Source organism: Pseudomonas sp. GM17, from assembly GCF_000282175.2.
GTDB lineage: Bacteria > Pseudomonadota > Gammaproteobacteria > Pseudomonadales > Pseudomonadaceae > Aquipseudomonas > Aquipseudomonas chlororaphis.
On the sequence record NZ_CP124732.1, the window covers coordinates 701,322 to 727,255 of the forward strand.

Below are 25,934 nucleotides of genomic sequence, written 5' to 3' on the forward strand. Positions count from 1 at the left end.
GATGTCCCTCAGTCGCGTCTCGGTCACCGCGGTGCGCAATCTGCACCCGGTGACCTTCTCCCCCTCTCCCCGCATCAACCTTCTCTACGGCGCCAACGGCAGTGGCAAAACCAGCGTACTGGAAGCCATCCACTTGCTGGGGCTTGCTCGCTCGTTTCGCAGTGCCCGTTTATTGCCGGTGATCCAGTACGAGCAACTCGCTTGTACGGTGTTCGGTCAGGTCGAGCTGGCAGAAGGCGGGCATAGCAGCCTGGGGATATCTCGCGACCGGCAGGGCGAATTCCAGATCCGTATCGACGGGCAGAACGCCCGCAGCGCGGCACAGCTGGCGGAGATCCTGCCCCTGCAGTTGATCAACCCGGACAGTTTCCGCCTGCTGGAAGGTGCTCCGAAAATCAGGCGCCAGTTCCTTGATTGGGGCGTGTTCCACGTGGAACCCCGCTTCATGTCAACCTGGCAGCGTTTGCAGAAGGCCCTGCGGCAGCGGAACTCATGGCTGCGGCATGGTACACTTGACGCCGCTTCGCAAGCAGCCTGGGACAGGGAACTGTGTCAGGCCAGCGCTGAAATTGATGAATACCGCCGCGCTTATATCAAAGCCTTGAAACCAGTCTTTGAGCGGACCTTGAGCGAGCTGGTAGAGCTCGAGGGCTTAACGCTTAGCTATTACCGTGGTTGGGATAAAGAGCGAGAGCTCAGTGCAGTGCTCGCGACATCCCTCCATCGTGATCAGCAAATGGGTCATACCCAGGCCGGCCCCCAACGTGCTGATTTGCGTCTCAGATTGGGCGCACACAACGCTGCGGACATCTTGTCCCGCGGTCAGCAGAAGTTGGTGGTCTGTGCCTTGCGGATCGCCCAGGGGCACCTGGTCAGCCAGGCCCGGCGCGGTCAATGTATTTATCTGGTGGATGACTTGCCGTCCGAACTGGACGAGCAGCATCGCCGCGCACTTTGTCGCTTGTTGGAAGACTTACGCTGCCAGGTGTTCATCACCTGTGTAGACCACGAATTATTGAGGGAAGGCTGGCAGACGGAAACGCCAGTTGCCCTGTTCCACGTGGAACAGGGCCGTATCACCCAGACCCACGACCATCGGGAGTGAAGGCATGAGCGAAGAAAACACGTACGACTCGAGCAGCATTAAAGTGCTGAAAGGTTTGGATGCCGTACGCAAACGTCCCGGTATGTACATTGGTGACACCGACGATGGCAGCGGTCTGCACCATATGGTGTTCGAGGTGGTCGATAACTCGATCGACGAAGCTCTGGCCGGCCATTGCGACGACATCAGCATCATCATCCACCCGGACGAATCCATTACCGTGCGCGACAACGGTCGCGGCATCCCGGTAGACGTGCATAAAGAAGAAGGCGTTTCCGCAGCCGAGGTCATCATGACCGTACTGCACGCCGGCGGTAAGTTCGACGATAACTCCTACAAAGTATCCGGCGGTCTGCACGGTGTGGGTGTGTCGGTAGTGAACGCCCTGTCCGAAGAACTGGTCCTGACCGTTCGCCGCAGTGGCAAGATCTGGGAACAGACCTACGTTCATGGTGTGCCTCAGGCGCCTATGGCTATCGTCGGTGACAGCGAAACCACCGGTACCCAGATTCACTTCAAGGCTTCCAGCGAGACCTTCAAGAACATCCACTTTAGCTGGGACATCCTGGCCAAGCGGATTCGTGAACTGTCCTTCCTCAACTCCGGTGTCGGTATCGTTCTGAAGGACGAGCGCAGCGGCAAGGAAGAACTGTTCAAGTACGAAGGCGGCTTGCGTGCGTTCGTTGAATACCTGAACACCAACAAGACTGCGGTCAACCAGGTGTTCCACTTCAATGTGCAGCGTGAAGACGGCATCGGCGTGGAAATCGCCCTGCAGTGGAACGACAGCTTCAACGAAAACCTGCAGTGCTTTACCAACAACATTCCGCAGCGCGACGGCGGCACCCACCTGGTGGGCTTCCGTTCGGCGCTGACGCGTAACCTGAACAACTACATCGAACAGGAAGGCCTGGCGAAGAAGCACAAGGTCGCCACCACCGGTGACGATGCCCGTGAAGGCCTGACCGCGATCATTTCGGTCAAGGTGCCGGATCCGAAGTTCAGCTCCCAGACCAAAGACAAGCTGGTGTCTTCCGAAGTGAAGACCGCGGTCGAACAGGAAATGGGCAAGTACTTCTCCGACTTCCTGCTGGAAAACCCGAACGAAGCCAAGCTGGTGGTCGGCAAGATGCTCGACGCCGCCCGTGCCCGTGAAGCGGCGCGTAAAGCCCGTGAGATGACCCGTCGTAAAGGCGCGCTGGATATCGCCGGCCTGCCGGGCAAACTGGCGGACTGCCAGGAAAAAGACCCTGCCCTTTCCGAACTCTACCTGGTGGAAGGTGACTCTGCTGGCGGCTCCGCCAAGCAGGGACGCAACCGTAAGACCCAGGCGATCCTGCCGCTCAAGGGCAAGATCCTCAACGTCGAGAAAGCGCGCTTCGACAAGATGATTTCCTCGCAGGAGGTCGGCACCTTGATCACTGCACTCGGTTGCGGCATCGGCCGTGAAGAGTACAACATCGACAAGCTGCGTTATCACAACATCATCATCATGACCGACGCCGACGTCGACGGTTCGCACATCCGTACCCTGCTCCTGACCTTCTTCTTCCGTCAGTTGCCGGAGCTGATCGAGCGTGGCTACATCTACATCGCTCAACCGCCGCTGTACAAGGTCAAGAAAGGCAAGCAAGAGCAATACATCAAAGACGACGACGCCATGGAAGAGTACATGACGCAGTCGGCCCTGGAAGATGCGAGCCTGCACCTGAACGAAGAAGCACCGGGTATTTCCGGCGAGGCACTGGAGCGCCTGGTGAACGACTTCCGCATGGTCATGAAGACCCTCAAGCGTCTGTCGCGCCTGTACCCTCAAGAGCTGACCGAGCACTTCATCTACCTGCCGGCCGTGAGCCTGGAGCAACTCTCCGATCACGCGGCGATGCAGGATTGGCTGGCCCAGTATGAAGTCCGCCTGCGCACCGTCGAGAAGTCCGGCCTGGTCTACAAGGCCAGCCTGCGTGAAGACCGTGAACGTAATGTGTGGCTGCCAGAGGTCGAACTGATCTCCCACGGCCTGTCGAACTACGTCACCTTCAACCGCGACTTCTTCGGCAGCAATGACTACAAGACCGTCGTCACCCTCGGTGCTCAACTGAGCTCCCTGCTGGACGAAGGCGCTTATATTCAGCGCGGCGAGCGCAAGAAGGCGGTGACCGAGTTCAAGGAAGCCCTGGACTGGCTGATGACCGAAAGCACCAAGCGCCACACCATCCAGCGATACAAAGGTCTGGGCGAGATGAACCCGGATCAGTTGTGGGAAACCACCATGGACCCAAGCGTGCGCCGCATGCTCAAGGTCACCATCGAAGACGCCATCGGCGCCGACCAGATCTTCAACACCCTGATGGGTGATGCGGTCGAGCCTCGTCGTGACTTCATCGAAAGCAACGCCCTGGCGGTATCCAACCTGGACTTCTGATCCGGTGTAGGGTCACAGAATAGTTGCCCATTTTCACAAATAAATGGTTCGGCCAGCCCTTGGGGCTGGCCAGTCCAGACACAAGTAGGCCCGCGAAAGCGGGCCTTTTTTTGTCTGGGGCATGGAAGAATGACCGACCGTTTCAGCGTGGTGGCAGGATGTGGGTAACGAGCGTAACGTGGAAGGCGGGATTTTTAGTGAATCGGTGAGTCTATGAACGCTCAAGAATCAACGACGTTTCGCAAAGAATTTATGAAGGCAGCCCGGGAAAGCTGGGGAATGTATTGGCAGCCATTATTTTGGCTGAAACATAAAATAGTTGCTCGGATCGTACGAAAAATTATTACATCAAAGCATTAATACTCATCTACGCATTTTTATATATTTAAGAATTTTTTAAACTTTACGCATACCCGTTAAGCTTTAAGTTGATGCTTAAAGATTGTGTGGGTGAGTTTTCTAAAAATAGAATTGAGCTAATAATTAGTTTGTAAAATATGGCTTTTATTCAGTGCTTGGAATACTATTTGCGATCTGTAGTCTTTAGGAAGAGAACGTCTAATCAATAAATTCATCGAGTTACCGAGTCTACTTAAACTGAAAATCTAGAAGCAGGTAGCTACGACTTATTAGGGCTTAGAAAATATCTGCATAAGATTGAAATCATGCCAACCCTGTAGCTATTGAGTCAACGAGCAGAATCATGAAAAAGTGGAGGTGTGTAATGTAAAACGCGACCAAAACCTGAGAGTTTTGACCGCGCCTATTTGAAGCAGTATTGCTGGTGTGGAAACCGCAATCTCTGCTTTTTTTCAGCGCTTGTCAATCCTCTCCCATCATTTTGACTTAAGCGAGGCCTCTCGACGGGAAAGTGTTGCCTGTCGATTGAGCCTTCGGGTCCCGCAGTGTGCCTGGTTTTCCAAGCGCAGCGACGGGGCTCGCCTGAGGAGATTGCTATGCCAGTCCGTGATGTTATTACGCGCAGTTCCTGCCACTCCAGGGGGTACTTTCCCTCCCTGAAAAATGGCCATTCCGTTGAATGGGAATCCCAGCTCGAGGGCGGTTTTTTCCGCCTGCTTGAGCTATCGCCGTCTGTTCGAAGCTACGAAGTTCAGCCCAGCCGAGAGAGGATCTCCGTGGATGAATCCATCGTTGAATACATCCCTGATATCCGTGTCTTCCTTGAGGACGGCCGCGAATGGTGGTTTGAAGTAAAGCCGGAAAAGCGGCTTCTGATCCGCAAAGTGAAGCAAAAGATGGCCGCGGCTGAATTGCATTTCGCGGCGACCAACCGGAATTTCTCTATTGTGACGGACGCTCTGATCTGGAGTGAGCCCCTCGCGAGCAACCTGCAAGAGATCCTATATCACAGGCGCGGTCCCTGGCTTTCACCAACTCATCAGGCGGAAGTGTGCTCCGACCTGAATAAATACAAACCTCTGTTTTTTGGTGAAGCCATTTCGATTTTGGGGAAATGGATGCGTGGCGCTTGTTGGGTCTGGGCATTGTCGGTGTCGATCTTGAGCAGCCATTAACCCAACACTCAGGGATTTTTCTCTCGGGAGGACATCGCCATGCAAACCTTTTCACTTAAGGCAAAACTAGCGGTTGTGATCCATGGCGTAACAATGTCCCTCCAGCGGCGACTGGTTGACCGGCGTTTACTTTTCTTTGATGAGTTAGGCGAGCCCACTAAGTTGACTGAGGCCGAGTTTTACGCCGGTTATGAGAGGCGTGAAATCGAAGTTTGTGCCGATCAACCTTACCTCGGGGAGGTTCCTTGTATAAGGAACGTTGCCCCCGATCTAACTTGCTTTCCTTCCGAACATAGTAGAGAAGCCCTGCGCCGCCGTAAGTACTTGGAAGGCGTAATGGGCGAGGATCAGATAATGCTTCCTAAAAAACATATTTTGCTGCAAAAGCTGAAGAGTGTTGCACAGCAACTAGATGATGTATGCGCTCCTTCTATCTCGACCGTGAGAAGGTGGTATAAAAAATATGTAGGTAGAAATGTTGTAGGGCTGGTTCCTAAACATACACAGAAGGGGCGAACAAGCGTTATATCGGGTGAATTAGAGGAACTGCTACAAGATGTCATAAACAATTTTTATTTGAAGCTAGAACGCCCGCGCGTTAAGGCCGTTATTGGTCAGTACCACGACATGATCAAGTCGATCAACGCTAGGCGCCTCCCCTCTCAGCAGCTGCCCCTACCCTGCGGAATGACCATTCGTAGGTACATTGCCAAGCTTGATCCTTACGAGGTGGATGTATGCCGCCTCGGCAAGAACGCAGCCCAAAAAAAACATCGCGCTGCCATCGAGATGTTCTGGGTCGATAGGATCTTGGATCGTTGGGAGATCGACCATACCCTTCTGGATGTGCAACTAGTGGACGAAGAGACCGGGTTGGTGATCGGGCGTCCTTTCTTGACCATCGTGCTAGATAAGTTTTCGCGCATGATCATGGGGTACTTGCTCCACCTCGCTGCGCCTAACACTGAAACTGTTCTTCGTGTCATTGAGCGCTCCATCAAGCCGAAAGCTGACTTATTAGAGCGCTTCCCTAAAGTGCGGAAGGAATGGCGAGCTCATGGGTTGCCTGCACGGATTGTTCCCGACAATGCCGCTGAGTTTCATGCGGGCGACCTGATCAAGGGGTTCGACGACCTCGGTATCGAGATCATGTACCCGCGTTCCAGAGGCCCTGAAATGAAAGGTTCGGTGGAGAGGTTTTTTAGCACCCAGAACCTTGGTCTTATTCATAACCTACCGGGTACGACGTTCTCCAACGTCCAGCAGAGGGGAGATTACAAATCAGAGGAGCACGCGTGTTTCACGCTGTCCCGACTAGAAGCCAGCGTCGTGAAATGGATCGTCGATGTCTACCATCAGACGCCTCACCGTGGTCTCAATGGAAGGACACCTGCTCAGGTCTGGGAAGCTGACGAGTCCCACCGTCTGATCAGATTACCTGTGGACCTCGATGCCCTTGAATGTGTTCTGGCTCACCGAAAATCGACGAAGGTCCACCATTACGGCATTGAGGTTGGTGGCTATGGTTATCACTCAGCTGAACTCACTGAATTACGAATGCGCCTGCAACCTAAGGAAAAGGTCAGTGTTCGGTATCGCGACGAGGCTGGGCATGTCTGGGTGCATGACCGTTTCAGGAACGTATTTCTGCAGGTACCTGTGAAGGACAAGCGTCTGGTCGGGATGAGTCGTGAGCTTTTGAAGGCTGCTGAGCAAGCACTGCAAGAAAGTGGAAACGCTAAACCCAGCTTCGAGCAGGTCCATCAAGCCTGTCGTGATCTCGTGGAGGATGCGGAGGAAGCGCGTCGCTCTCAAAGACTGCGTAAACGTCGTGCTGCGGCCCGCGCGAAACTGGACAGGGAAGGTCGTACCGCGGATACACCTAAGGCTCCAATCGTAGCCGCTGAGCTGGAGTGGTTGGATCCGACTGTTGCGGGCGCTGTATTACCGACATTCAAGGTCACCAGCCGTCTTCCATCCGCAGGAGCAAATCCATGAAGGCCAACGAAAAGCTCCAGACTCCATTTTCTCTGCGCCATCACTTCATACTCAGCCCACAGGCAGACCGAGCGCTGACTCGACTGGCTGAGGTCCATGGTGATACCCGGCGCTCAGGGACTAGCAAGGGATTGGTCATCCAAGGGCCGAGCGGTGTGGGCAAAAGTACCTTGATCAAGGAGTACGTCAGGGAACTGGAATCAGCACAAGGGAATGAGGCGGAGAAGCGCTCCGTACTGGTTGTGGAAATCCCTTCCTCGCCCACCAAAAAGAATTTGGCGACTGCGATGTTGACCGCGTTGAACGATCCCTATGCGGATGCGCGCAGCCATTCGGCAGAAGCCAAATTCGCCCGGATCATTCTGCTCTTGACCAATCTGAAGGTTGAAGTTGTCGTCCTAGACGAAGCGCAGCATCTGGTTGACTACAAGCGCAACGATGCCTACGAGGCGGCAGACTGGATCAAGAGCATGATGAACGATACCAGCATCACCTTTGTTCTTGTCGGGCTGAAGAGGACTGAAGGCTTGCTCTGGGCAAATGAACAGTTGCGGCGAAGGTTCTCGGCAACCGTTGATTACAACCGATTCGTTCTCACTGAAGCTACTTGGACCCAGTTCGCGATGCTGCTCCAGGTCATTCGGGACTTGCTGCCGGTCAGGTCGATCGAGTTGTCGGAAAAGCAAATGATCCGGCGGTTCCATCTTGCGTCATTTGGCTTGATTGATCACCTGATCAAGATCTTGGATCGCGCCGTTTGGTTGGTTCAGAACCGGAAATCGGAGGGCATTAGCCTTGAGGTACTTGCCGAGGCATTTCGGGACGAAGTCTGGAGCGGGGCTCCTGAAGAGCGTAATCCGTTTGATCCTGCATTCGACTTCAAACCGTTGATTGGGGGGCATGAGCCCTTCGAAAACTTCGACGTCATTGCTGCTTGATGCTAGTTGGTACCTGGGGGGAAACCCCGGGTACCAGCCGTACACGGTGATCCTGCTGGTGTCTATTTGGAAGGAATCAGATTGATGTTTGGTCTGTTGATAAACCCCAAGCCCATGTGCGATGAGAGCCTGGTGGGTTACTTGCATCGCTTAGGTCGAAGTAATGGTCTCTTGAATGGTGAGCTAATCAAGCTGTTCAAAAAATCCAGTGATGAGCGCGTGTCTGAATGGCTGAGTGAGTTTTCCAGGCCTGCCAGTTGGCCCTCGATGACCAAAGAGATTCGCCACCCTAAAAACGACAATATGAAGGTATGGTCGGTAACACATCTCAAATACTGTCCTGTGTGTTTGGCAGAGGCGGCTTACTGGCGTGAATCTTGGGGGCTTGCACTTGCTACGACGTGCTCAATACACAAGGTCGGGCTTCAGTATCAATGCTCGAACTGCCTGCTGAGGATCGGTTCAAGTGCCCTGCTCACCCAAAGCTGCGGTTGCTGTGGGCATTCACTCATTGAAACAAACACTTCAGCCTCGGTTGCCGATGAGCAGCGTTTATGGATTACAAAATTACTGGAAGATCGTTTGCTGATGAATGGACGCTCATATAGGAAGGAGTTTGAACTCCTATCCTATGAACAGCTGCACACTTTAGCCATGCGCATTGGAGTGAGGAGCGCTCATCGGGAATCTCGTAAACCTATGAAGCTAGCGGCAACTGCTTCGCTTGAAATAGCCCCTGCTTTGGCTCAAGCAGCTGGCCAGGTATTGATGAACTGGCCTCAGGGGTTTCAAGATTTATTGAGTGACCTCAGGGCTGCACGGGAAAGAGGATCAAGTTGGAAGTTGCCTACTGCGTTCGGGCCAATATATAGAGATATTTACAACGAGCTGAGTGAGCCGTGCTTTGATTTTCTTCGTGCTGAATTTGAAAGTTACGTTATCCAGGAGTGGGATGCTCCGTTAGCAAGAAGAAATCGCAATTTGAGCGCTATTGCCTTGCGTCAGTATCGATGGGTTTCTTTAAAGGAAGCCTCTAAAATCACGAAGTTGCCAGCGTCTTTTTTGCGTAGGATGCAAATATCCGAGGAGCTTGATGTTCGAACTTTTACTTACGGCAGTGGAAAAGTCACAACGGTCGTAAATATCGATCACGTCCGTCAACTGTCGCCTCGCATGCGCGACCCGCTTAATTTAAAAGAGACCGCCCATTTGCTTTGTATTAGCGAGGACAGGGTTCGTCAGCTCTTAAATGCGGGAATACTCAAGACTATTGGCCAGGTTCCTCACCGTGGCGAAAAATGGTTTATCGATTTTGATTCAATTAGCTCACTCATTCCAAGGAGTTTCGGAGGCGAGCCCGGTTTAGGTTTCGTTAGCGTTTCCTATTTCGCCAAGCATTACCTGCCTACAACTGAGGGGTTTCCCGCGTTGATGAGGGCGATACAGTCTGGTGAGGTACCGGCCGTTTGTGTGGGAAATGATAAGAGATTTTGCATTGGGAAATGGTTGATAAACCCAATCGAAGTCAAGCATCTCAATGAAGAGATACCTCAAATGGCGGGGCATGCAGCGCAAATATCGGTCGTCGATGCTGCAAAGCTGCTTGGGGTTAAACAGGAAGTGGGTTACGCCTTGGTACGCTTAGGTTTGCTACGTAGCGTGACGGTTGAATGTGGTAGGCGGGTAGCTAGGATGGTCCGTTCCAACGCAATAAACCGCTTCAATAAAAACTATATCCTCGCCCCTGAAATGCTGACTGCGATGGGGACGACATCTTGTAAGTACGTGCGAGAGTACTTGCGGAGAAATGGTTTCAAGCCTGTAGCAGGCCCAACACTTGTGAGCGCTCAGTGTCGGCAATACGTGTGGAAAAGAAGTAAAAGACTTCTCGATTGCTTGGCTTTGGTGGCTGATCGCTAGCCGCTGCTTAGATATACTCATGTAATAGCTCTTGTCCCCCCTTCACCTCAAGGAAATCTCAATGTCCCGTTTGGCAGAATATCGAAAGCTCGAACAGCAACTGGCCAGTCAGCTGGCTGAGCTCGAATCAATGAAAAGCGATTCAGGCCTGAAAAAGGAAATGGAGTTTGAGAGCAAGCTTCGTGCATTGCTTGGCAAATACGGCTTCAGTCTGAAGAATGTTATCAACATCCTTGATCCTGAGGCAGGACGTCGTGCTCCTGTTGCTGCTGCGCCAAAAGTAGTCCGCAAAGCTCGTGATGTGAAGATCTACAAAAATCCGAATTCGGGCGAGCTGATCGAAACCAAAGGCGGCAACCATCGTCAGCTGAAAGAGTGGAAAAACGAGTTTGGTGCAGACGTTGTCGAGTCGTGGCGCACTCAGTAAGCAGGTAACGCTATCCTCAGCCTTTCAAGCAGTACTGCATCCATACCCCTCTTTTGAGGGGTATTTTTATTTGCGCACGGCGTCAGCCGCCATGGCCAGATCGCTGATTGACATGCCAGTACAACTCACTGCTTCAGTGATAGGTCTGCTTGCCCCGCCGGATCACCTGTTCATTCTGAAATATTGCTCATCGCGTTAGTTCAGGTGGCTTTCCAACGCTTGGAACCCGCTCGGGAGGCATAAGTTTCAAACGCAAAATTCTTTAAAAACAATGCATTTGGCGAGTTCAAGGTCATGCACGGAAGGCATGCTTGAGTCGTACACCCAAAGCGCTAATTCCCCCCTGATCTCTTTGGCTTTGATGTTTTACTCAGTGGGGCAAATTTGAACAATTCTGTCGGTTTTCTTTTTGCCCCGAATCCTTATGAGACATTGCACAGCAATGGAATTTGGCTGTGCCAGCGGACCTCTGTGGCGGTCCGTTTTTTACAGGCAATGTTGATTTAACTGCCGCTGTTCTGTTGGCCGTTATTTCAATGTCGAGTTCTCGGCTTTGTCTTTCGATGGATCGAATATGAATTTCTTATCGCCACGGGGCCGACTTTTTCTGGGGCTGTCACTGTTGGGGCTCAGTGCTCAAGGCAGTGTGTATGCGGCGTCCACCCCGGGTGAAACCGACCTGATCCGTCAACGCCAGAACCTTCTGCTCGAAGAACAGCGTCGGCGTCTGGAGGAACTCAAGGAGTTGCCCGGCAAAGAGGTCGCTCCCACCGTACCGACTGCCCCGGTCGATACGCGTTGTTTCCCGATCAAGAGCATCGAACTCAAGGACGCTGATAGCCTTTCTGCCAGCGAGCAGGAACACCTGCTCAAGCCCTATATCGGCCAGTGCCTGGGCGTCGGTCAGCTCAATGAGCTGCTCAAAGTCATCACCGATCACTACATCGAGAAAGGCCTGGTGACCAGTCGTGCCTATCTGCCGGAGCAGGATCTGTCCGACGGTCATCTGAAAATAATCGTGGTCGAGGGGCGGCTTGAGGGGGTGAGGGGTGCAGCCGACAACCAACTGTCCGAGCGCGAGCTGGCCATGGCCTTTCCCGGCAAGGTCGGCGCACTGGTCAACCTGCGGGAGATCGAGCAGGCGATCGACCAGCTCAATCGCTTGCCTTCCAATCAGGCGCAAATGGAATTGTCCCCGGGCCAGGAGCTTGGAGGCAGTGAGGTTCTGGTCAAGAACACGCCACAAAAGCCTTGGCGTGCCAGTTTGTCGCGCAATAACGACGGGCAGAAAAGCACCGGCGAGCAGCAGTGGAACACCGGTTTTGAATGGGACAGCCCACTGGGCCTGGCGGATCAACTGATCCTGCATGGGGGCCATGACGCGATCAGCGATCACCAGAAAACCTCGAAGAACGCGATGCTCTATTACAACGTTCCCTGGGGCTGGTGGAACTTCAGTTACACCTACAGCCAGAGCGAGTACCGCGCCCTGGCCCAGGCCAACGGCTTCGACTTCAAGCAGACCGGCGATAGCCAGAATCACCAGTTGCGTGCCGAGCGCGTGATCCACCGCGATGCGGTGAGCAAGACCTCGCTCAATGCTGGCCTGGCTTATTTGCGCACCAACAATTTCATCGAAGACAGCAAGCTCGAACTGAGCAGTAACCGTATCAGCGAGGCCCAGTTCGGCATCAACCACGGTCGGCGCATCGGCAGCGCCTTCGTCAACCTTGATCTGGGGATGCAGAACGGTATTGGCGCCTTCGATGCCCAGAGCAATGGCCATCCCGGCCCCGGCGAGCCGGATGCGCGCTACCGCAAATACACCGCCACCCTGAGCTATCTGCAGCCGTTCACGTTGTGGGGCGAATCCTTCAGTTTCACCAGCCTGATGACCGGCCAACGCAGCGAGGATGTGCTGTTCAGCCCGCAGCGTTTGAGCCTAGGTGGTTCATCGTCGGTGCGCGGCTACAAGGATCAAACCCTCACCGGCGACAGCGGCGGTTACTGGCGCAACGACCTGCGCTGGAGCCGGCCGGTGACCCTTGGCTGGTTGCGCCCGGTGTTTGGCGAGTACGGCGCCAGTGTGGGCTATGACCAGGGCGTGATCCGCAATGACCGTTACAACGACAACGTGCATGGCCGGGTGTCCAGCAACTCGCTGGAGCTGTTTGCCCGGGGGCAGTACGTGTCGACCCGCGTGACCTTCGCCCATTCCCTGGAACGCCCGAACGTGATCACTGAGCGCGAAGCGCCGATCTATTTCAGCCTGGATTTCTTTCTTTGATTGAAGCTTTTTCGAGGCCTTCGACATGTACGCTCGCCACCTTGCTCTGCTGGCTCGCCAGCCTTCTGCCGCCCTGAATACCCACGAGCACTTCTGCGGCCTGTCCAAGCGTGGCCTGGCGTTCATTCTGGCCAACGCCATGTTCTGGCAACCGCTGTGGGCCCAGGCGGACGGCATCGTGGTCAGCGCGCCGGGCACCAGCCTGGGCCAGGCGGGCAACGGCGTACCTATCGTCAATATCGCCGCGCCTAACGGCAGTGGCCTGTCGCATAACCAGTTCAAGGATTACAACGTCGGTAGCAACGGCGTCATTCTCAATAACGCCGCGGTCCGCACTCAGGACACACAACTGGGCGGCATCATCCTCGGTAACCCGAACCTCAAGGGCGCTGCGGCACAAACCATTCTCAACGAAGTCAACGGCGGTAGCCCCAGCCAACTGCGCGGTTACACGGAGGTGGCCGGCCAGTCGGCCCATGTCATCGTCGCCAACCCCTACGGCATCAGCTGCAACGGCTGTGGCTTTATCAACACCCCGAAAGCCACCTTGACCACCGGTAAACCGGTGATCGAGAACGGCCAGCTCAGCCGCTATCAGGTCGATCAAGGCCAGGTGGTGATTGAGGGAAGCGGGATCGATGCCAGTAACATCGACAGCTTCGAAATCATCACCCGCAGCGCCCAGATCAACGCGCAGATCAACGCCAAGCATCTGGCGGTGATCGCTGGTGCCAACGACGTTGACGCCACTACCCTGAACGCCACCGCCCGCGCCGCCAACCCGGCGGACGCTCCACAATTGGCGATCGACTCCAGCGCTCTGGGCGGCATGTACGCTGGGGCAATCAAACTGGTGGGTACCGAGGCGGGTGTTGGGGTGAAGCTGGCCGGTAATCTCGCGGCCAGCGGCGGTGATATCCAGATCGATGCCAACGGGCGATTGAGCATGGCGCAGGCCGCCGCGACAGGGGCCATCGCCGTCAAGGCCGCCAGTGTGGACGTGCAAGGACCGGTGTATGCCGGCACCACCCTGGACGTTAATAGCCGGGGCGACCTCAACAGCCAGAAAACCTTGGCCGCCCGCGACCGTATCAGCCTTTCCAGCGGTGGTCAGCTGACCAACCACGACATCGTCGAGGCCGGGGTCAACGCCGACAACAGCCGTAACAGCAGTGGCGACCTCTACGTCACCACACAGGTGCTCAACAACAGCGGCACCAGCCTGATTGCCAGTCGCAACCTGACCGTCAGCGCGACTCAAGCCCTGAACAATCAGGGTGGCACCTTGAGCGCCAAACAAGCGGCGACGATCAGCACCGGCACCCTGGATAACCAGAACCAAGGTAGGGTGCTGAGTACCGGCAGCCTGAACGTCAACGCCAACCAGCTGCTCAATGCCCAAGGCGGCCTGGTGACCAGCAGTGGCCCGTTGAGCGCGACCATCGGCCAGCTGAACAACCGCAGTGGCGAGTTCTCCAGCCTGGACGCCATGGCCCTGAATGTCGCCAGTCTGGATAACGTGGCAGGCTTGGTCTCGACTGGAAAAAGCCTGAGCCTGACCGCCAGCGGCGCGATCAACAATCAGAATGGTCAGCTCACCAGCCAGGAGGCACTCGACCTCAAGGCCGGTGCGCTGGACAACAGTGCCGCGGGGCGTGTTGCCAGTAACCAGGCAATGACCGTGCAGGTCGATCAGGCTCTGGTCAATGCCAAGGGCGTGATCGCGGCCGGTACGTTGGACCTGCGCAGCATGATGCTGGATAACCGCGAAGGCCTGCTCAGCAGCCGTGGCGAAGCGAAGGTGATGGTGGCCGGGGCTTTTCAGAACCAGGCCGGCATCCTGATCGGGGACGGTAATACCCAACTGAGCGCCGCTCGCCTGGATAACAGCGGCGGGCAGATCTCCAGCAAAAAAGACCTTACTGCGCACCTTGCCGACAGCAGCAATCAAAACGGTTCGCTGGTTGCCGAAGGTACGCTCAAGCTCGACGGCACTACCCTGGATAACCGCCAAAACGGCCTGGTCGGCGCCACACAAGGCGTCGAACTCAAGGTCGGCAGTGTCGATAACCGTGGCGGCGAAGTCTCGAGCAAAGGCACAGTCAGCCTGAGCGGCCAGCAGCTGGATAACAGCGATGGCGGCCGGGTGACGGCGGGCACCAATCTGACGTTGGCGGTGGATCAGGTGCTGAACCGCAATCAGGGGCAGCTCAGCGCCCAGACCGGTTTGAGCCTCCTGGGCCAACGTCTGGACAACAGCGGTGGCAGCCTGCTCAGCCAACAGGGTGTCGATATCAAGCTCAGCGGCGATGCTGACAACCGTCAAGGTCTGATCAGCAGTGAAGGCGTGCTGAGCGTACAGGCGGCGAATCTCGACAATCGCCTGGGCAGTCTGTCCAGTGCAGGCCCCTTATCGGTAACGACACAGCAGGCGGTGAATAACCAGGGCGGTCAACTGGTCACCGATGGCACCCTGGAGGTGCGCAGTGCCAGCCTGGACAACAGCCAGAAGGGCACCCTCAGCAGCCTGGGGGCCCTGAAGATCAGCACCGGCGCGCTCGACAATAGTCACTCCGGTACGGTCAGCACCCGTGACACCCTGGAGATCAGTGCCGGACAGCTGACCAACCAGGACGGTGGGAGCCTCAGCAGCAGCAAAGCGCTGACGGCCAAGGTCAGCGGCCTGGATCAGCAAGGTGGCCAACTCGTCAGTGAAACCTCGGTGGACCTGGACCTGAATCATGGCCAGTTGAACAACCAGGGCGGCCTGATCAATGCGCCGCTGCTGATGCTGAACAACCTCAAGGGAGTGAATAACCAGGGCGGGGAAATCTCCAGCGCCCAGGCCTTCACCCTGGCTGCCGAAAGTCTGGACAACAGCAATGGCAAGCTGCTGAGCAACCAGGCCCTGACCCTGCGCATCGAACAGGTCCTGAACAACCTCACCGGCCTGATTGCTGCCCAGTCCATCGATGGCCGTGCCGCCAGCCTGGACAACAGCGGCGGCACCCTGACCAGTCGCAGTGACTTGCTGCTGAACGTTGCAGGCCAGCTCAGCAACCAGAACGACGGGCTGATCAATGCCACCAACACCCTGACCCTCAACAGTACGGGTTTGAACAACCAGCAGGGTTCGCTGCTGGGCAGTGCCATTGCCATCGACCTCGGCCAGTCCACCGGTGACCTGAACAACAGTGCCGGGCTGATCACCACCGCCGGTTCGCTGACCATCACGCACCTGCGTGACCTGAACAACCAGGATGGCGAAATCTCCAGCACGCAAAGCCTGGACCTGACCGGCCGTACCCTGGATAACAGCCGCGGTAAGCTGATCAGCAACCAGTTGCTGACCCTCAATGGCGGCAGCCTGATCAACCAGGGCGGCCTGATCTCCGGCTGGCAAGGCCTGATCGTCAAAGGCAACGACCTGGATAACCGCAACAGCGGCACCCTTTCCAGCCGTGATGGCGACCTTGATATCGAGCTGAGCAATCAACTGCTCAACAGTGGCTCCGGCGCCCTGGTCAGCCAAAAACAACTGACCGTCAAGGCCGCCAGCCTCGACAACAGCGCCCAGGGCATTGTCTCCAGCGGCGGCGAGCAAGCCCTGGTCGTCGACGGCGAGCTTAACAACGCCCAGGGCGGCCTGATCGACAGTGGCACAGCCCTCGACGTGCAGGCGCAGACCCTGAATAACAGCGGCGGCGCCATTCAGGCGCAGCAGCAGATCAGCATCACTGGCAGTGCTCTCGATAACAGCGCCGGCACCCTGAGCGGCAATGGCGCGGTCACTCTGGATCTGCTCGGCGCCTTGACCAATACCAACGGCAAGCTCGCCAGCGGCGACACGTTGCTGATCAAGCGCTCCAGCCGGATCGACAACCAAGGCGGTCAACTGGCCAGCCAGGGTTTGCTCACCCTGTTGACCGGCACCCTGGATAACCGCAATCGCGGCACGGTGGCGGCGTCCCAGGCGCTATCGCTGACGGCTACGGACGCGGTGCAGAACAGTGGCGATGGCCTGATCTACAGCCAGAGCGCCGATCTTTCCCTTAAGGCTGACAGCCTCGATAACGCCAAGGGCGCTATCCAGAGTCAGACCGGTCTGAGCCTCGACGTCGCAGGGGATATCGACAACCAGAGCGGTAAGGTCATTGCCCAGACCGGCGATGTCAGCCTCAAGGCCAACATGATCGATAACCGCGGTGGCGTCCTGGCCAGTCTCCAGGGTGCCCTCGAAGCCCGCACCGTTGGTGTACTGCGCAATGGCTACGACCTGAACAACAACCGCCAGGGTGGCATCGTCCAGGCCCAGAGTTTGAACCTCACCACCGGCAGGATTGATAACAATGGCGGACGTATCTCCGCGCAAACTGGCGATGCCGTGGTCACCACCGGCGACTTCGACAACCGCGATGGCGGCCTGTATGGCAAAGGCGCGCTCAAGGTCACGGGCAACAACTTCGACAACAGCGGCGAGGTGCGTGGCCAAGTGGCCGCAGGCCTGATCGACCTCAACCTCAGCGGTGCCCTGAACAACCAAAAAGGCATTATCGAAAGCGACAGTACTCTGAAAGTACTCGCCGCCAGTGTGGACAACCAGAATGGCCAACTGCGGGCCCTGGGCACGGGCGGTACGACCGAGTTCCAGATCGGGGGGCTGTTCGATAACCGCAATGGCACCCTGGAAACCGCCAACCAGGATTTTGAGTTCCAGGCCGGTAGTTTTGAGAACGCCGGCGGTACCGTGCTGCATGTCGGCGCAGGCACCTTCGACATCGCCATGGCCAACCTCAATAACGCCAGCGGTAGCCTGATCACCCGCGGCAGCCTGACGGTCGACCAGGACAGCTGGAGCAACAGCAGCGTGATCCAGGCCGGGCAATTGACGGTCAAGGTCAACAACCTCACCCAGACTGCCGACGGCCAGTTGCTGGCCTCTGACCACTTCACCGGCAGCGGCGTCAACTGGAACACTGCGGGCTTGATCGCCAGTGACGGCAGCTTCGACCTGAGCCTGGCGGGCAGCCTGAACGGCAGCGGTCGTATCAGCAGCCTGGGGGCCATGAACCTCGCGCTTGGGCAACTTGACCTCGGCAGCACCGCCAGCCTGGCCGGCGGTGGCGATACCACCGTGAAGGTCAGTGGCTTGCTCAACAACTCGGGGCGCCTGACCTCGGCCGCCGATCTCACCCTGAGCGCTGCGAGTGTCAACAACTACGGCACCCTGGGCAGTGCGCAGCAGCTCACCCTGACTACCGGGGCGCTGCTCAATGACCATGCGCTGATCTTCAGCGGCGGCGATATGAGCCTGCGGCTGGATTCGCTGAACAACAGCTACGCCGATATCTACAGCCTGGGCAACCTGAGCATTGACCGTGACGGCCAGGGCGGGTTGGCCAGCAGCATTCTCAATAGCTCTGCGAACCTTCAGAGCGACGGCAATATGAGCCTGGCGGCGAGTACGATCCAGAACGTCCGCGCCATCCTCACCACCAGCAACCCAGGCATTTACACCGCCAGGATTAGCGAAATCGCCTGTATCGAAGGCGTCAACGCCGGCGACTGCGGCGGCAAGCGTAACCACGTCTGGGAGCTTGTCCAGCGCGACAAATTCGAGGTCACCGAGGCCAGTGCCGCGTCCAGCATCACCTCCGGCGGCAACCTGAACATCCAGGGTGGCGACCTGCTGAACCAGAGCAGCACCATCGCCACCGCGGGCAACCTGGTGGCTACGGTCAACAACCTGACCAACAGCGGCATCGAAACCGGGGAAACCGAAACCACGCGGGTATTCATCTCAGAGCGGACGAGTAACGCTGGACGCTGGTACGACGCGGCCGATGCTGTCACCGACAAATACTGGTTCGAGAGCCCGGGTTACACCCCTGATGATCTGGGTGGCTTGCAGGCCGCTATCAGCCGCTTTATCGGGATAGCTGAATCCGAGCTGACAGGACTCGGCAAGACGCAAACACTGGCCACCAGCGATCAAAGCTACGCCGCGGTGATCCAAGCGGGCGGCGGGGTGAACATCCAGGCGCAGAACAACATCGACAACAGCGTGGTTCGTCCTGGCTACACCTATGTTGGCAGCGGCACCAAAACCGATACCGGCGCCTCGGGCGCGAGCGGTGCAAGTGGCTACTCGACCCGCATCACCCTCAACCAGCAATTACCACCAGACCTGGCCCAGCAACAGGTCAACCCGCTGAGCCTGCCGGGGTTCAGCCTGCCGACTGGGCAGAATGGGTTGTTCCGTCTGAGTGGGGAAACCAGCAGCACCCCGGTCAACAGTGGACCGCAAAGCTGGACCCTGGGGGCGGCCGCCATTAGTGCGGCACAGCGTCAGCAGGGCCTGCCAGGCAACCAGGGGCAGGCTATCCAGTCAGGCAATACGGCCGCGGCGGTGGTCGGCCCGATCACCGCCGCCGTTGGGCAAAGTATCAATCGTGTACAGGGCCTACCCGACACTGCTGGTCGTTCCAACCCGAACAAATACCTGATCGAAACCAACCCGGCCCTCACCGACCTCAAGCAATTCATGAGCTCGGACTACCTGCTGTCCAACCTGGGCTACAACCCCGATGACAGCTGGAAGCGCCTGGGCGATGGCCTCTATGAACAACGGCTGATCCAGCAGGCCGTGGTAGCCCGTACCGGCCAGCGTTTCATCGATGGCCAGACTTCCGACGAGGCGTTGTTCAAGTACCTGATGGACAACGCCCTCAAGAGCCAGCAGCAGCTCAACCTGGCGGTCGGCGTCAGCCTGACCGCGGAACAGGTCGCGGCCCTGACCCATGACATCGTCTGGATGGAAACCGCCGAAGTCAACGGCGAGCAGGTGCTGGTGCCGGTGCTGTACCTGGCCCAGGCCAACAACCGTCTGGCGCCCGATGGCGCGCTGATTGCCGGTAGCGATGTCAACCTGATCACCGGCCAGGACCTGCACAACGCCGGCACCTTGCGCGCCACGGCCAACCTGTCGGCCCAGGTCGGTCAGAACCTGGTCAACAGCGGCCTGGTGGAGGCCGGCAAACGCCTGGACCTGCTGGCCGGCAACAACCTGACCAACAAAGCGGGCGGCATCATCGCCGGACGCGACGTCAGCCTGACCAGCGTCAACGGCGACCTGCTTAACGAGCGCACGGTCACCACCCACGAGAGCAGCAGTGGTTATCGCAGCGAACGCACCGACTTCGTCGACAGCGCCGCGCGCATCGAGGCGGCCAACAACCTGAGCCTCACTGCCGGGCGCGACGTCAACAACGTCGGTGGCGTGCTGAAAAGCGGCGCCGACACCACGATCAAGGCAGGGCGGGATGTCAACATCGCCTCCGCCGAGCAGATCGTCAGCGGTCAACGCGGTGCTCACCGCGATCAAACCATCACCCAGTACGGCTCCACCCTCGAAGCGGGCCGCGATCTGACGGTCAGTGCCGGTCGTGATATCAGTGCGATTGCCAGCCAGATCGAGGCCAAGCGCGATATCGCCCTCGCGGCCACCGAAAACCTGACCCTGGCCTCGGCCGCGGATGAGCAGCATTCCTACAACAAGACCAAGAAGGTCACCAGCCAGGAGGACCATGTCAGCCAGGTGGCCACCACTGTGACGGCGGGCGGTGACGTCACCCTCAGTGCGGGCAAGGACTTGGCATTGATTGCCAGTCGGGTTACGGCGGGTAATGACGCGTACCTGGTCGCGGGCGAAAAACTCGAACTGTTGGCCGCGCAAGACAGCGATTACTCGCTGTACGACATGAAGAAAAAAGGCAGTTGGGGCAGCAAGAAAACCCAGCGCGACGAAGTCACCGATGTGAAAAACATCGTCAGTGAGATCAAGACCGGGGGGATCTGACCCTCCAGAGTGGCGGGGATCAGAAGTACCAGGCGGCGAAGCTGGAGAGCGGCAAGGACCTGGCCCTGATCAGCGGTGGGGCGATCACCTTTGAAGCAGTGAAGGATCTGCATCAGGAGAGCCACGAGAAGAGCAGTAGCAACCTGGCCTGGAACAGCGCCAAAGGTAAAGGTACGACCGATGAGGCTCTGCGCCAGACTGAAATCGTCGCTCAAGGGAAGTTGGCCATTCAGGCCGTAGATGGCTTGAACATCGACATCAAGCAAATCGACCAGAAGTCGGTAAGTCAGACCATTGACGCAATGGTCCAGGCAGATCCGCAATTGGCTTGGTTGAAAGAGGCTGAGCAGCGCGGTGATGTGGACTGGCGCAAGGTGCAGGAAGCCCACGACAGCTTCAAGTACAGCCACTCGGGCCTCGGCCAAGGGGCGATGCTGGCGATCATGATCATTGTGACGGCCTTGACGGCGGGGGCCGCGAGCGCTGCCTTGGGCACGGCGGCTGGAGCCACGGCAGGTTCCGGAACGGCAATGGCGGCGGCCGGCACCTCGGCTGCGGGTACTGCGGCGGCCGCTGGCTGGGCGAACGTCGCGGCTACCGCAGTGGTGACATCGGCAGCCAGTGGCGCAGTGATCAGTACGATCAACAACAAGGGCAATCTGGGGGCGGTCATTAAAGATGTCACCTCCAGTGACAGCCTGAAGAACTACGCGATAGCCGGTGTGAGCGGTGGTATTGGCGGACAGAGTATCGGTGTTCGCTTGGCGGTTAACTCAGCGCTGAAAACCGTCACAAACGGCGGAAAGTTCAAAGACAACCTGAACCAGGCAGTGGTCGGCTTAGTAGCCGATGCTTTGAGTGGGGCTATCTATGAACAGGTGGGCGACCGTTTGGCGGGCACAGGCTTGCCGAGCAAAGTTGCAGTGCATGCCATCGTTGGTGGTTTGATCGGCGAGGCCGCAGGCGGAGACTTCACGACCGCAGCGTTGGCTGCAGGCGCGAACAAGGCGTTGATCCAGAAATTCGGCGATGAAATTTTCCCGGGCGTAGCACATGAAGAAGTGCTAGCAATGACCTCGCAGCTGTTGGGCATGACGGTCGCTGCGGCGGCTGGTGGAAGTGACAAGGATCAGCAGGTTGCAGGTTGGGTTGCGCAGCAGGCAACGGTTTATAACTACCTGGAACACAATGAGGTCGAAGCTTTCATCCAGGAGGCACGGGGGTGTTCTGCTAGCAATACTTGTGATCAGGTTAGAGATAAATATGCCGATCTGAATAACGCTAACGATAAACGCCTTAACGCTTACTGCGAAGCCGACCCAGCAGGATGTTATTCGGCCTACCAGAGCTTTGTTGCAGAATTTAATCAAACGCATGAACTCATTTCGCAGGCACGAGCAGCCAGCGATATTTCTGAGGACATGAAACGTGTGCTGGGTGCTGCTCAACTGTTTAACATGACTGCTCAACTGCGGATTGTGGCAGGAGGAATAGCCTCTGGGGCCGTACAGTCAGCAAGTGACTTTGCTGCTGGGTTAGGCTTCAATGTAGCCCCCGAGACGGTGGGTAACGTTACCCAATGGGCGACTATACTCGTTGGCGCGAGGAAGACGATCCAAGGTGCAAACGGGACGGCTGGGCTAGACAAGCAAGCAGATACTTTCTTCGGGCAGCAACGAACGTACTGGTCACAAGAACCAGTGCAGTTTAGCGGGAACAAGGTATATCAAAGGAATGACCTCATAGACCCCAGCAGGGTTGACGCAAGTACTGGCTTTACTAACAAACAGTTGATGGAAAACGGCTTGGCACCGTATGGTACTGACGGGAAGAAAGTAAATCTTCACCACATGCTTCAGACGCAGGATGGTCCAATTGCTGAGGTTACCCAGAGTTTCCACCAGAAGAACAGCGGTGTGATTCACATCAACTCTGGTAGCGAAATTCCGTCTGGGATCAACCGGGCGCAATTTGAAAAATGGAAGAAAGATTATTGGAAGTCCAGATCTTTGGACTTTTGACTGGGAGATGCTGCGATGATTGTTGATATTCACTCAGCTATTGCCGAGCTTAAAAGCGTCAGAATGAGGTTACCTGTGCAGCAGGAACTGCCAGGCGAGAGTCTCCTGGACTCCTATGAAAAAGAACTAGGGATGACCATTTCTGGTGAGTATAGAGTTTTTCTCAAGGAGGCCAGTGATAGTGTTTTTAATGGGAAGGACGCACTAAGAGTTACTTCTGCACAAAATCATCCTAGAGAGCTCTTACATGCCGCAAGAGAGGCTTGGAGCGCCGGACTCCCTAAAACATGGCTTCCATTTTGTGAGGATAATGGAAATTACTACTGTATATCGGATGAAGGAGATATCAGGTTTTGGGCGCACGATGGTATATCCTCAGAAAGTTGGCCAACTCTAGGTGCTTGGATTAAGGCTGTCTGGATTGATGAACAGTGAAGGGTAAATACTTACATGTAGAGCTAGCAGGCTTTCCGGAAAGGGCACGTTACCGACTGTTTACAAATGAGATGCGCAATTCGTAAACAATCGGCCGTTCCAAAGGAGAAACCCCTTTGAACCCCGAAGCCTAACATGTTGCGCTTGTTGGCCCCTAGCTGTCCGATGGCTTTACCTCCGAACTACTAGTTTTTTGTCGTCGGCTGGTTTAGTTGTTTTCCGGAACTGGTGAACAGGTAATTAAGAATGACTGCTCGCATCGCGTCACTCTAACTCCATCTGGCTGAGATAACGCTTGACATGGGGTAACTGACCGAATTCAAGGTGTCCACATTCCATGGAGTATGGACACTTCTCATTTCGGATCAGGGAAAAGGTCAAGTGCTTTTTTCGTTTTGTAGTGGCCTAATGAAGTCTGACGCTTATTTGGCTAGAAATGCCGGTTAAGGTCTCTACTCAGACTATGATGAGGACATTGAGTGTTTCTTGGAAAGTCTTTTATGAAAGGTCGGCGGAAAGCTAAAAATCTTCGATTGGAATTGATAAGGTGGTTCGAGCAGGAAGCACGCCTCGCTGCGCCCTTCCCTTCGAAGAATCAGAGGCGACAGAAGAACCCCTATGGGCCTCACATGTACTTAGAGTAGATAGAAAATGCTCTGCGAAGCGTACGAAGTGGCATAGTCGACGTCGCAGATATTTTAACGTTATGCATGGAGGGTAAGGAGTATGGCGTCCCTAGACAATTGAGCTCGGAACGCAAAACTTGTCACATAAGCTAGATGCGAGCGCGTTTATCGGAGCTCAGCATTAGGATTGGCTCTGACGGCGTATCGAGTAGTAAGCCCAAGCAAGTAACCTCCATACTAGAGAGATACCTGCGTAAATTCGCTTTACCAACCAATAAAGTAGGCTCATAAGAATTTGCCTTTCAGTGCCTGGCCTATTATCCATATCGACAATGCGAGTAGTGGAGTTGGCGATCTTCCCCCCCACCACAGTCGAGAAAATTATAAAGAATAGCCATCTATAGTGTTTGTCTGTCTCGTTGTTCCCAATGGTGGATATCAGTTTCTCTTGCTGAGCTCGGAAAACTACCAGGGAGGGAACAATACATTCAGAAGCAAGGGCAACAGTTTTTGAAATAATGTATTTGTCTACGAGACCCGTTGGCGGGTCAGGAAATGCAGCGCAATAGGCGGCAGGTACCTGCTGGCAGAAGCCAGACGCAGCGGTACTTCTAGAAACACCCTCGCGTAGTTGTTCAACAGGACAACGCTTATTATTGTAGCTCTGTATCTCTTTTCGTATCTGGATAATATCTTCATCCGAGATATGACCCCAAGTTGGTACATATATGTCACGACTGGTGTGAGGGCCAAATTCTTTATAGGACTTGTGGTGATAGGCTGCATAATCGTTCAGCTGCTGCTGGACGCGAGATGCCCAGCGGCACGAAGCTAGATTGGTTAAGCCAGACTCTAAGCAGTAAGCATCATACTCACGGACCTGGCGTAACAAGTACAGACTTGCATTGCGTGAAGTGTAACTAGACTCAGCCAGCTCTTGTGAGTCTTCATGTGAACCAGAGTCAGCCACGAAGAAGATCCCCGTTAGAATCGCTGCTAAAAACCAGATGTGATCATAGAAGTGGCGGAAGCGGTCATTTAGTTTGAATGTGTCATATAAAATAACTGTCAAACACCAGCCAAAGATAACGCCAAGTACAGTGAGTGGCATGAAGCCGAAAGCACTGCCTAAAGAGCCAGTCCCGCCTACGTTGTATTTGCTTGGGGTAAGATTAAAATCAGGCAGGACTCCTGAAACACTTAGAAAACCAGGCGCTAGCAGTGCCAAGGCCACGAATGCGAGTCCTTTTTTTCTGCCAAGAATATACCCTGCAAACAAAACCCCAGGAATTGCACAGAGCGAAAGCAGAATTAAGGCGGCGAGGGCAGGTAATACTGCTTGGCCTGGAGCGAATCCACCGACCAAACTCCCGTCGGCAGTTTTTTCAATGAATCCTGTAGAGGAAAGTCCCAGGCCATCTAGGGTTTGATGAAGACTATATGCCGCGCCGTGGAAGAATCGTACATATGGACTGAAGAACTCTATCAGCATATAGAAAATCTCATTGGAGTTTTTCGCTCTCTGGCTATTTCTCTTTTTTGGATGCCTTTGTGGGGGCACGAGGAGGAAGAACCTCGCAGGCCAAAATGAAGCAGTAAGCGTATGAGTACGCTGCTTCGCGTACGCGAGACTTTGAAAAATAGAAGAGCCAGATGAGCGCCATTAATAGGGCGGCTCCAAGCGTGGCGACTTCTCCCGCACCCAAGAGCGCTTCTCTGGGGTAGCTGCGTCATTCAGTCGTTGCTCCCAAGAGCTGAGCCCCAGCCGCACTACAACCCAGCCAACGACCCCCCAAGCAGATCATAAGGCCTAGCCAACGCACACCAAAACCATTTCGGCGATAGCCGTAAGTAACGTTAGCGCGGAACAGCAAGTCGAATTTTTTCTTATCGCGTGTGGCCTCTCGCAACCAGTTGCCAGCTGCGGCATAGACTGCATCTGCTGATACCGGATCCGCAGCCTCTTCCTCCTTAGTTGGGAGTGTCACTTTGATCTTTGTAGCTAGGATTCCGTGGTAGCGTTCCTTGGAGACTGAATCTAAGACGTCATCTCGGTGACGCAGGATCTGGATGCTGGGCGCTCCGCCCCATTCCTGCCAGAGAGTTCTCTCCTTTTCCTTACCCTGACTACGCACGATGTCAGCCAGGAGGTACATCAGTCCTGCCCCTCCTGCGAGCGCGAAGATCCCTTTTAGATGAAGCAATTGATTACTGTACAGCGTGATAGTCATGACCATAAGCGGTAAGAGACAAAGAAAGGCTGGATGCTCATAGGGGGTGAGCACGAGTGCAGCCTTGGACAGACCTGTACCTAATCCCTGAAGACTGCTCATTCTTCAACCTCGTAGTGGAAAGGGACGAA

13 protein-coding genes are annotated in these 25,934 nt (G+C 55.7%); 11 read left to right on the forward strand and 2 right to left on the reverse strand.

Annotated elements, in window-relative coordinates:
* Position 1 precedes the first annotated feature (1 nt).
* From recF to PMI20_RS03300, 11 genes are all read left to right on the forward strand, one after another.
* Positions 2-1,105: a DNA replication/repair protein RecF gene (recF, locus tag PMI20_RS03250; protein ID WP_007924472.1), complete on the forward strand. Its 1,104-nt coding sequence runs from the start codon at positions 2-4 to the stop codon at positions 1,103-1,105.
* A gap of 4 nt (positions 1,106-1,109) precedes the next feature.
* Positions 1,110-3,527 (forward strand): DNA topoisomerase (ATP-hydrolyzing) subunit B, encoded by a 2,418-nt coding sequence (gyrB, locus tag PMI20_RS03255; RefSeq protein ID WP_007924471.1) that lies wholly within the window; start codon positions 1,110-1,112, stop codon positions 3,525-3,527.
* Positions 3,528-4,483: 956 nt separating this feature from the next.
* Positions 4,484-5,062 (forward strand): TnsA endonuclease N-terminal domain-containing protein, encoded by a 579-nt coding sequence (locus tag PMI20_RS03260; protein WP_284171592.1) that lies wholly within the window; start codon positions 4,484-4,486, stop codon positions 5,060-5,062.
* 39 nt (positions 5,063-5,101) lie between these two features.
* Entirely contained in the window at positions 5,102-7,060 is a 1,959-nt protein-coding gene (locus tag PMI20_RS03265) for a TnsB C-terminal domain-containing protein (RefSeq protein WP_007924469.1), read from the forward strand.
* Complete coding sequence (locus tag PMI20_RS03270) at positions 7,057-7,998, forward strand: TniB family NTP-binding protein (RefSeq protein WP_007924468.1); 942 nt, start codon at positions 7,057-7,059, stop codon at positions 7,996-7,998. Before PMI20_RS03265 ends, PMI20_RS03270 begins: the two co-directional genes overlap by 4 nt.
* Positions 7,999-8,082: 84 nt before the next feature.
* On the forward strand, positions 8,083-9,918 hold the full coding sequence (locus PMI20_RS03275) for a TniQ family protein (protein ID WP_284171595.1): 1,836 nt from the start codon (positions 8,083-8,085) through the stop codon (positions 9,916-9,918).
* 61 nt (positions 9,919-9,979) lie between these two features.
* A complete protein-coding gene (locus PMI20_RS03280) occupies positions 9,980-10,345 on the forward strand; it encodes a histone-like nucleoid-structuring protein, MvaT/MvaU family (protein WP_284171597.1) in 366 nt (121 codons plus the stop codon).
* Between the two features lie 574 nt (positions 10,346-10,919).
* The gene (locus tag PMI20_RS03285; protein ID WP_007928968.1) at positions 10,920-12,632 is read left to right on the forward strand and encodes a ShlB/FhaC/HecB family hemolysin secretion/activation protein; all 1,713 of its coding nucleotides are present in this window, start codon (positions 10,920-10,922) and stop codon (positions 12,630-12,632) included.
* A gap of 25 nt (positions 12,633-12,657) precedes the next feature.
* The gene (locus PMI20_RS03290) at positions 12,658-20,490 is read left to right on the forward strand and encodes a two-partner secretion domain-containing protein (protein WP_284171600.1); all 7,833 of its coding nucleotides are present in this window, start codon (positions 12,658-12,660) and stop codon (positions 20,488-20,490) included.
* 98 nt (positions 20,491-20,588) lie between these two features.
* Positions 20,589-22,511 carry an HNH/ENDO VII family nuclease gene (locus PMI20_RS03295; RefSeq protein WP_284171602.1) on the forward strand — a complete coding sequence of 641 codons (1,923 nt, stop codon included), beginning with the start codon at positions 20,589-20,591 and terminating at the stop codon, positions 22,509-22,511.
* A 15-nt stretch (positions 22,512-22,526) separates the two neighbouring features.
* The gene (locus tag PMI20_RS03300; protein ID WP_081502412.1) at positions 22,527-22,946 is read left to right on the forward strand and encodes an SMI1/KNR4 family protein; all 420 of its coding nucleotides are present in this window, start codon (positions 22,527-22,529) and stop codon (positions 22,944-22,946) included.
* 807 nt (positions 22,947-23,753) lie between these two features.
* Here PMI20_RS03300 and PMI20_RS03305 read toward each other — a convergent pair.
* Both PMI20_RS03305 and PMI20_RS03310 read right to left on the reverse strand, forming a co-directional pair.
* Entirely contained in the window at positions 23,754-25,064 is a 1,311-nt protein-coding gene (locus tag PMI20_RS03305) for a hypothetical protein (protein ID WP_007921062.1), read from the reverse strand.
* Positions 25,065-25,302: 238 nt separating this feature from the next.
* Entirely contained in the window at positions 25,303-25,905 is a 603-nt protein-coding gene (locus PMI20_RS03310; RefSeq protein ID WP_007921061.1) for a hypothetical protein, read from the reverse strand.
* Between the last annotated feature and the right edge of the window lie 29 nt (positions 25,906-25,934).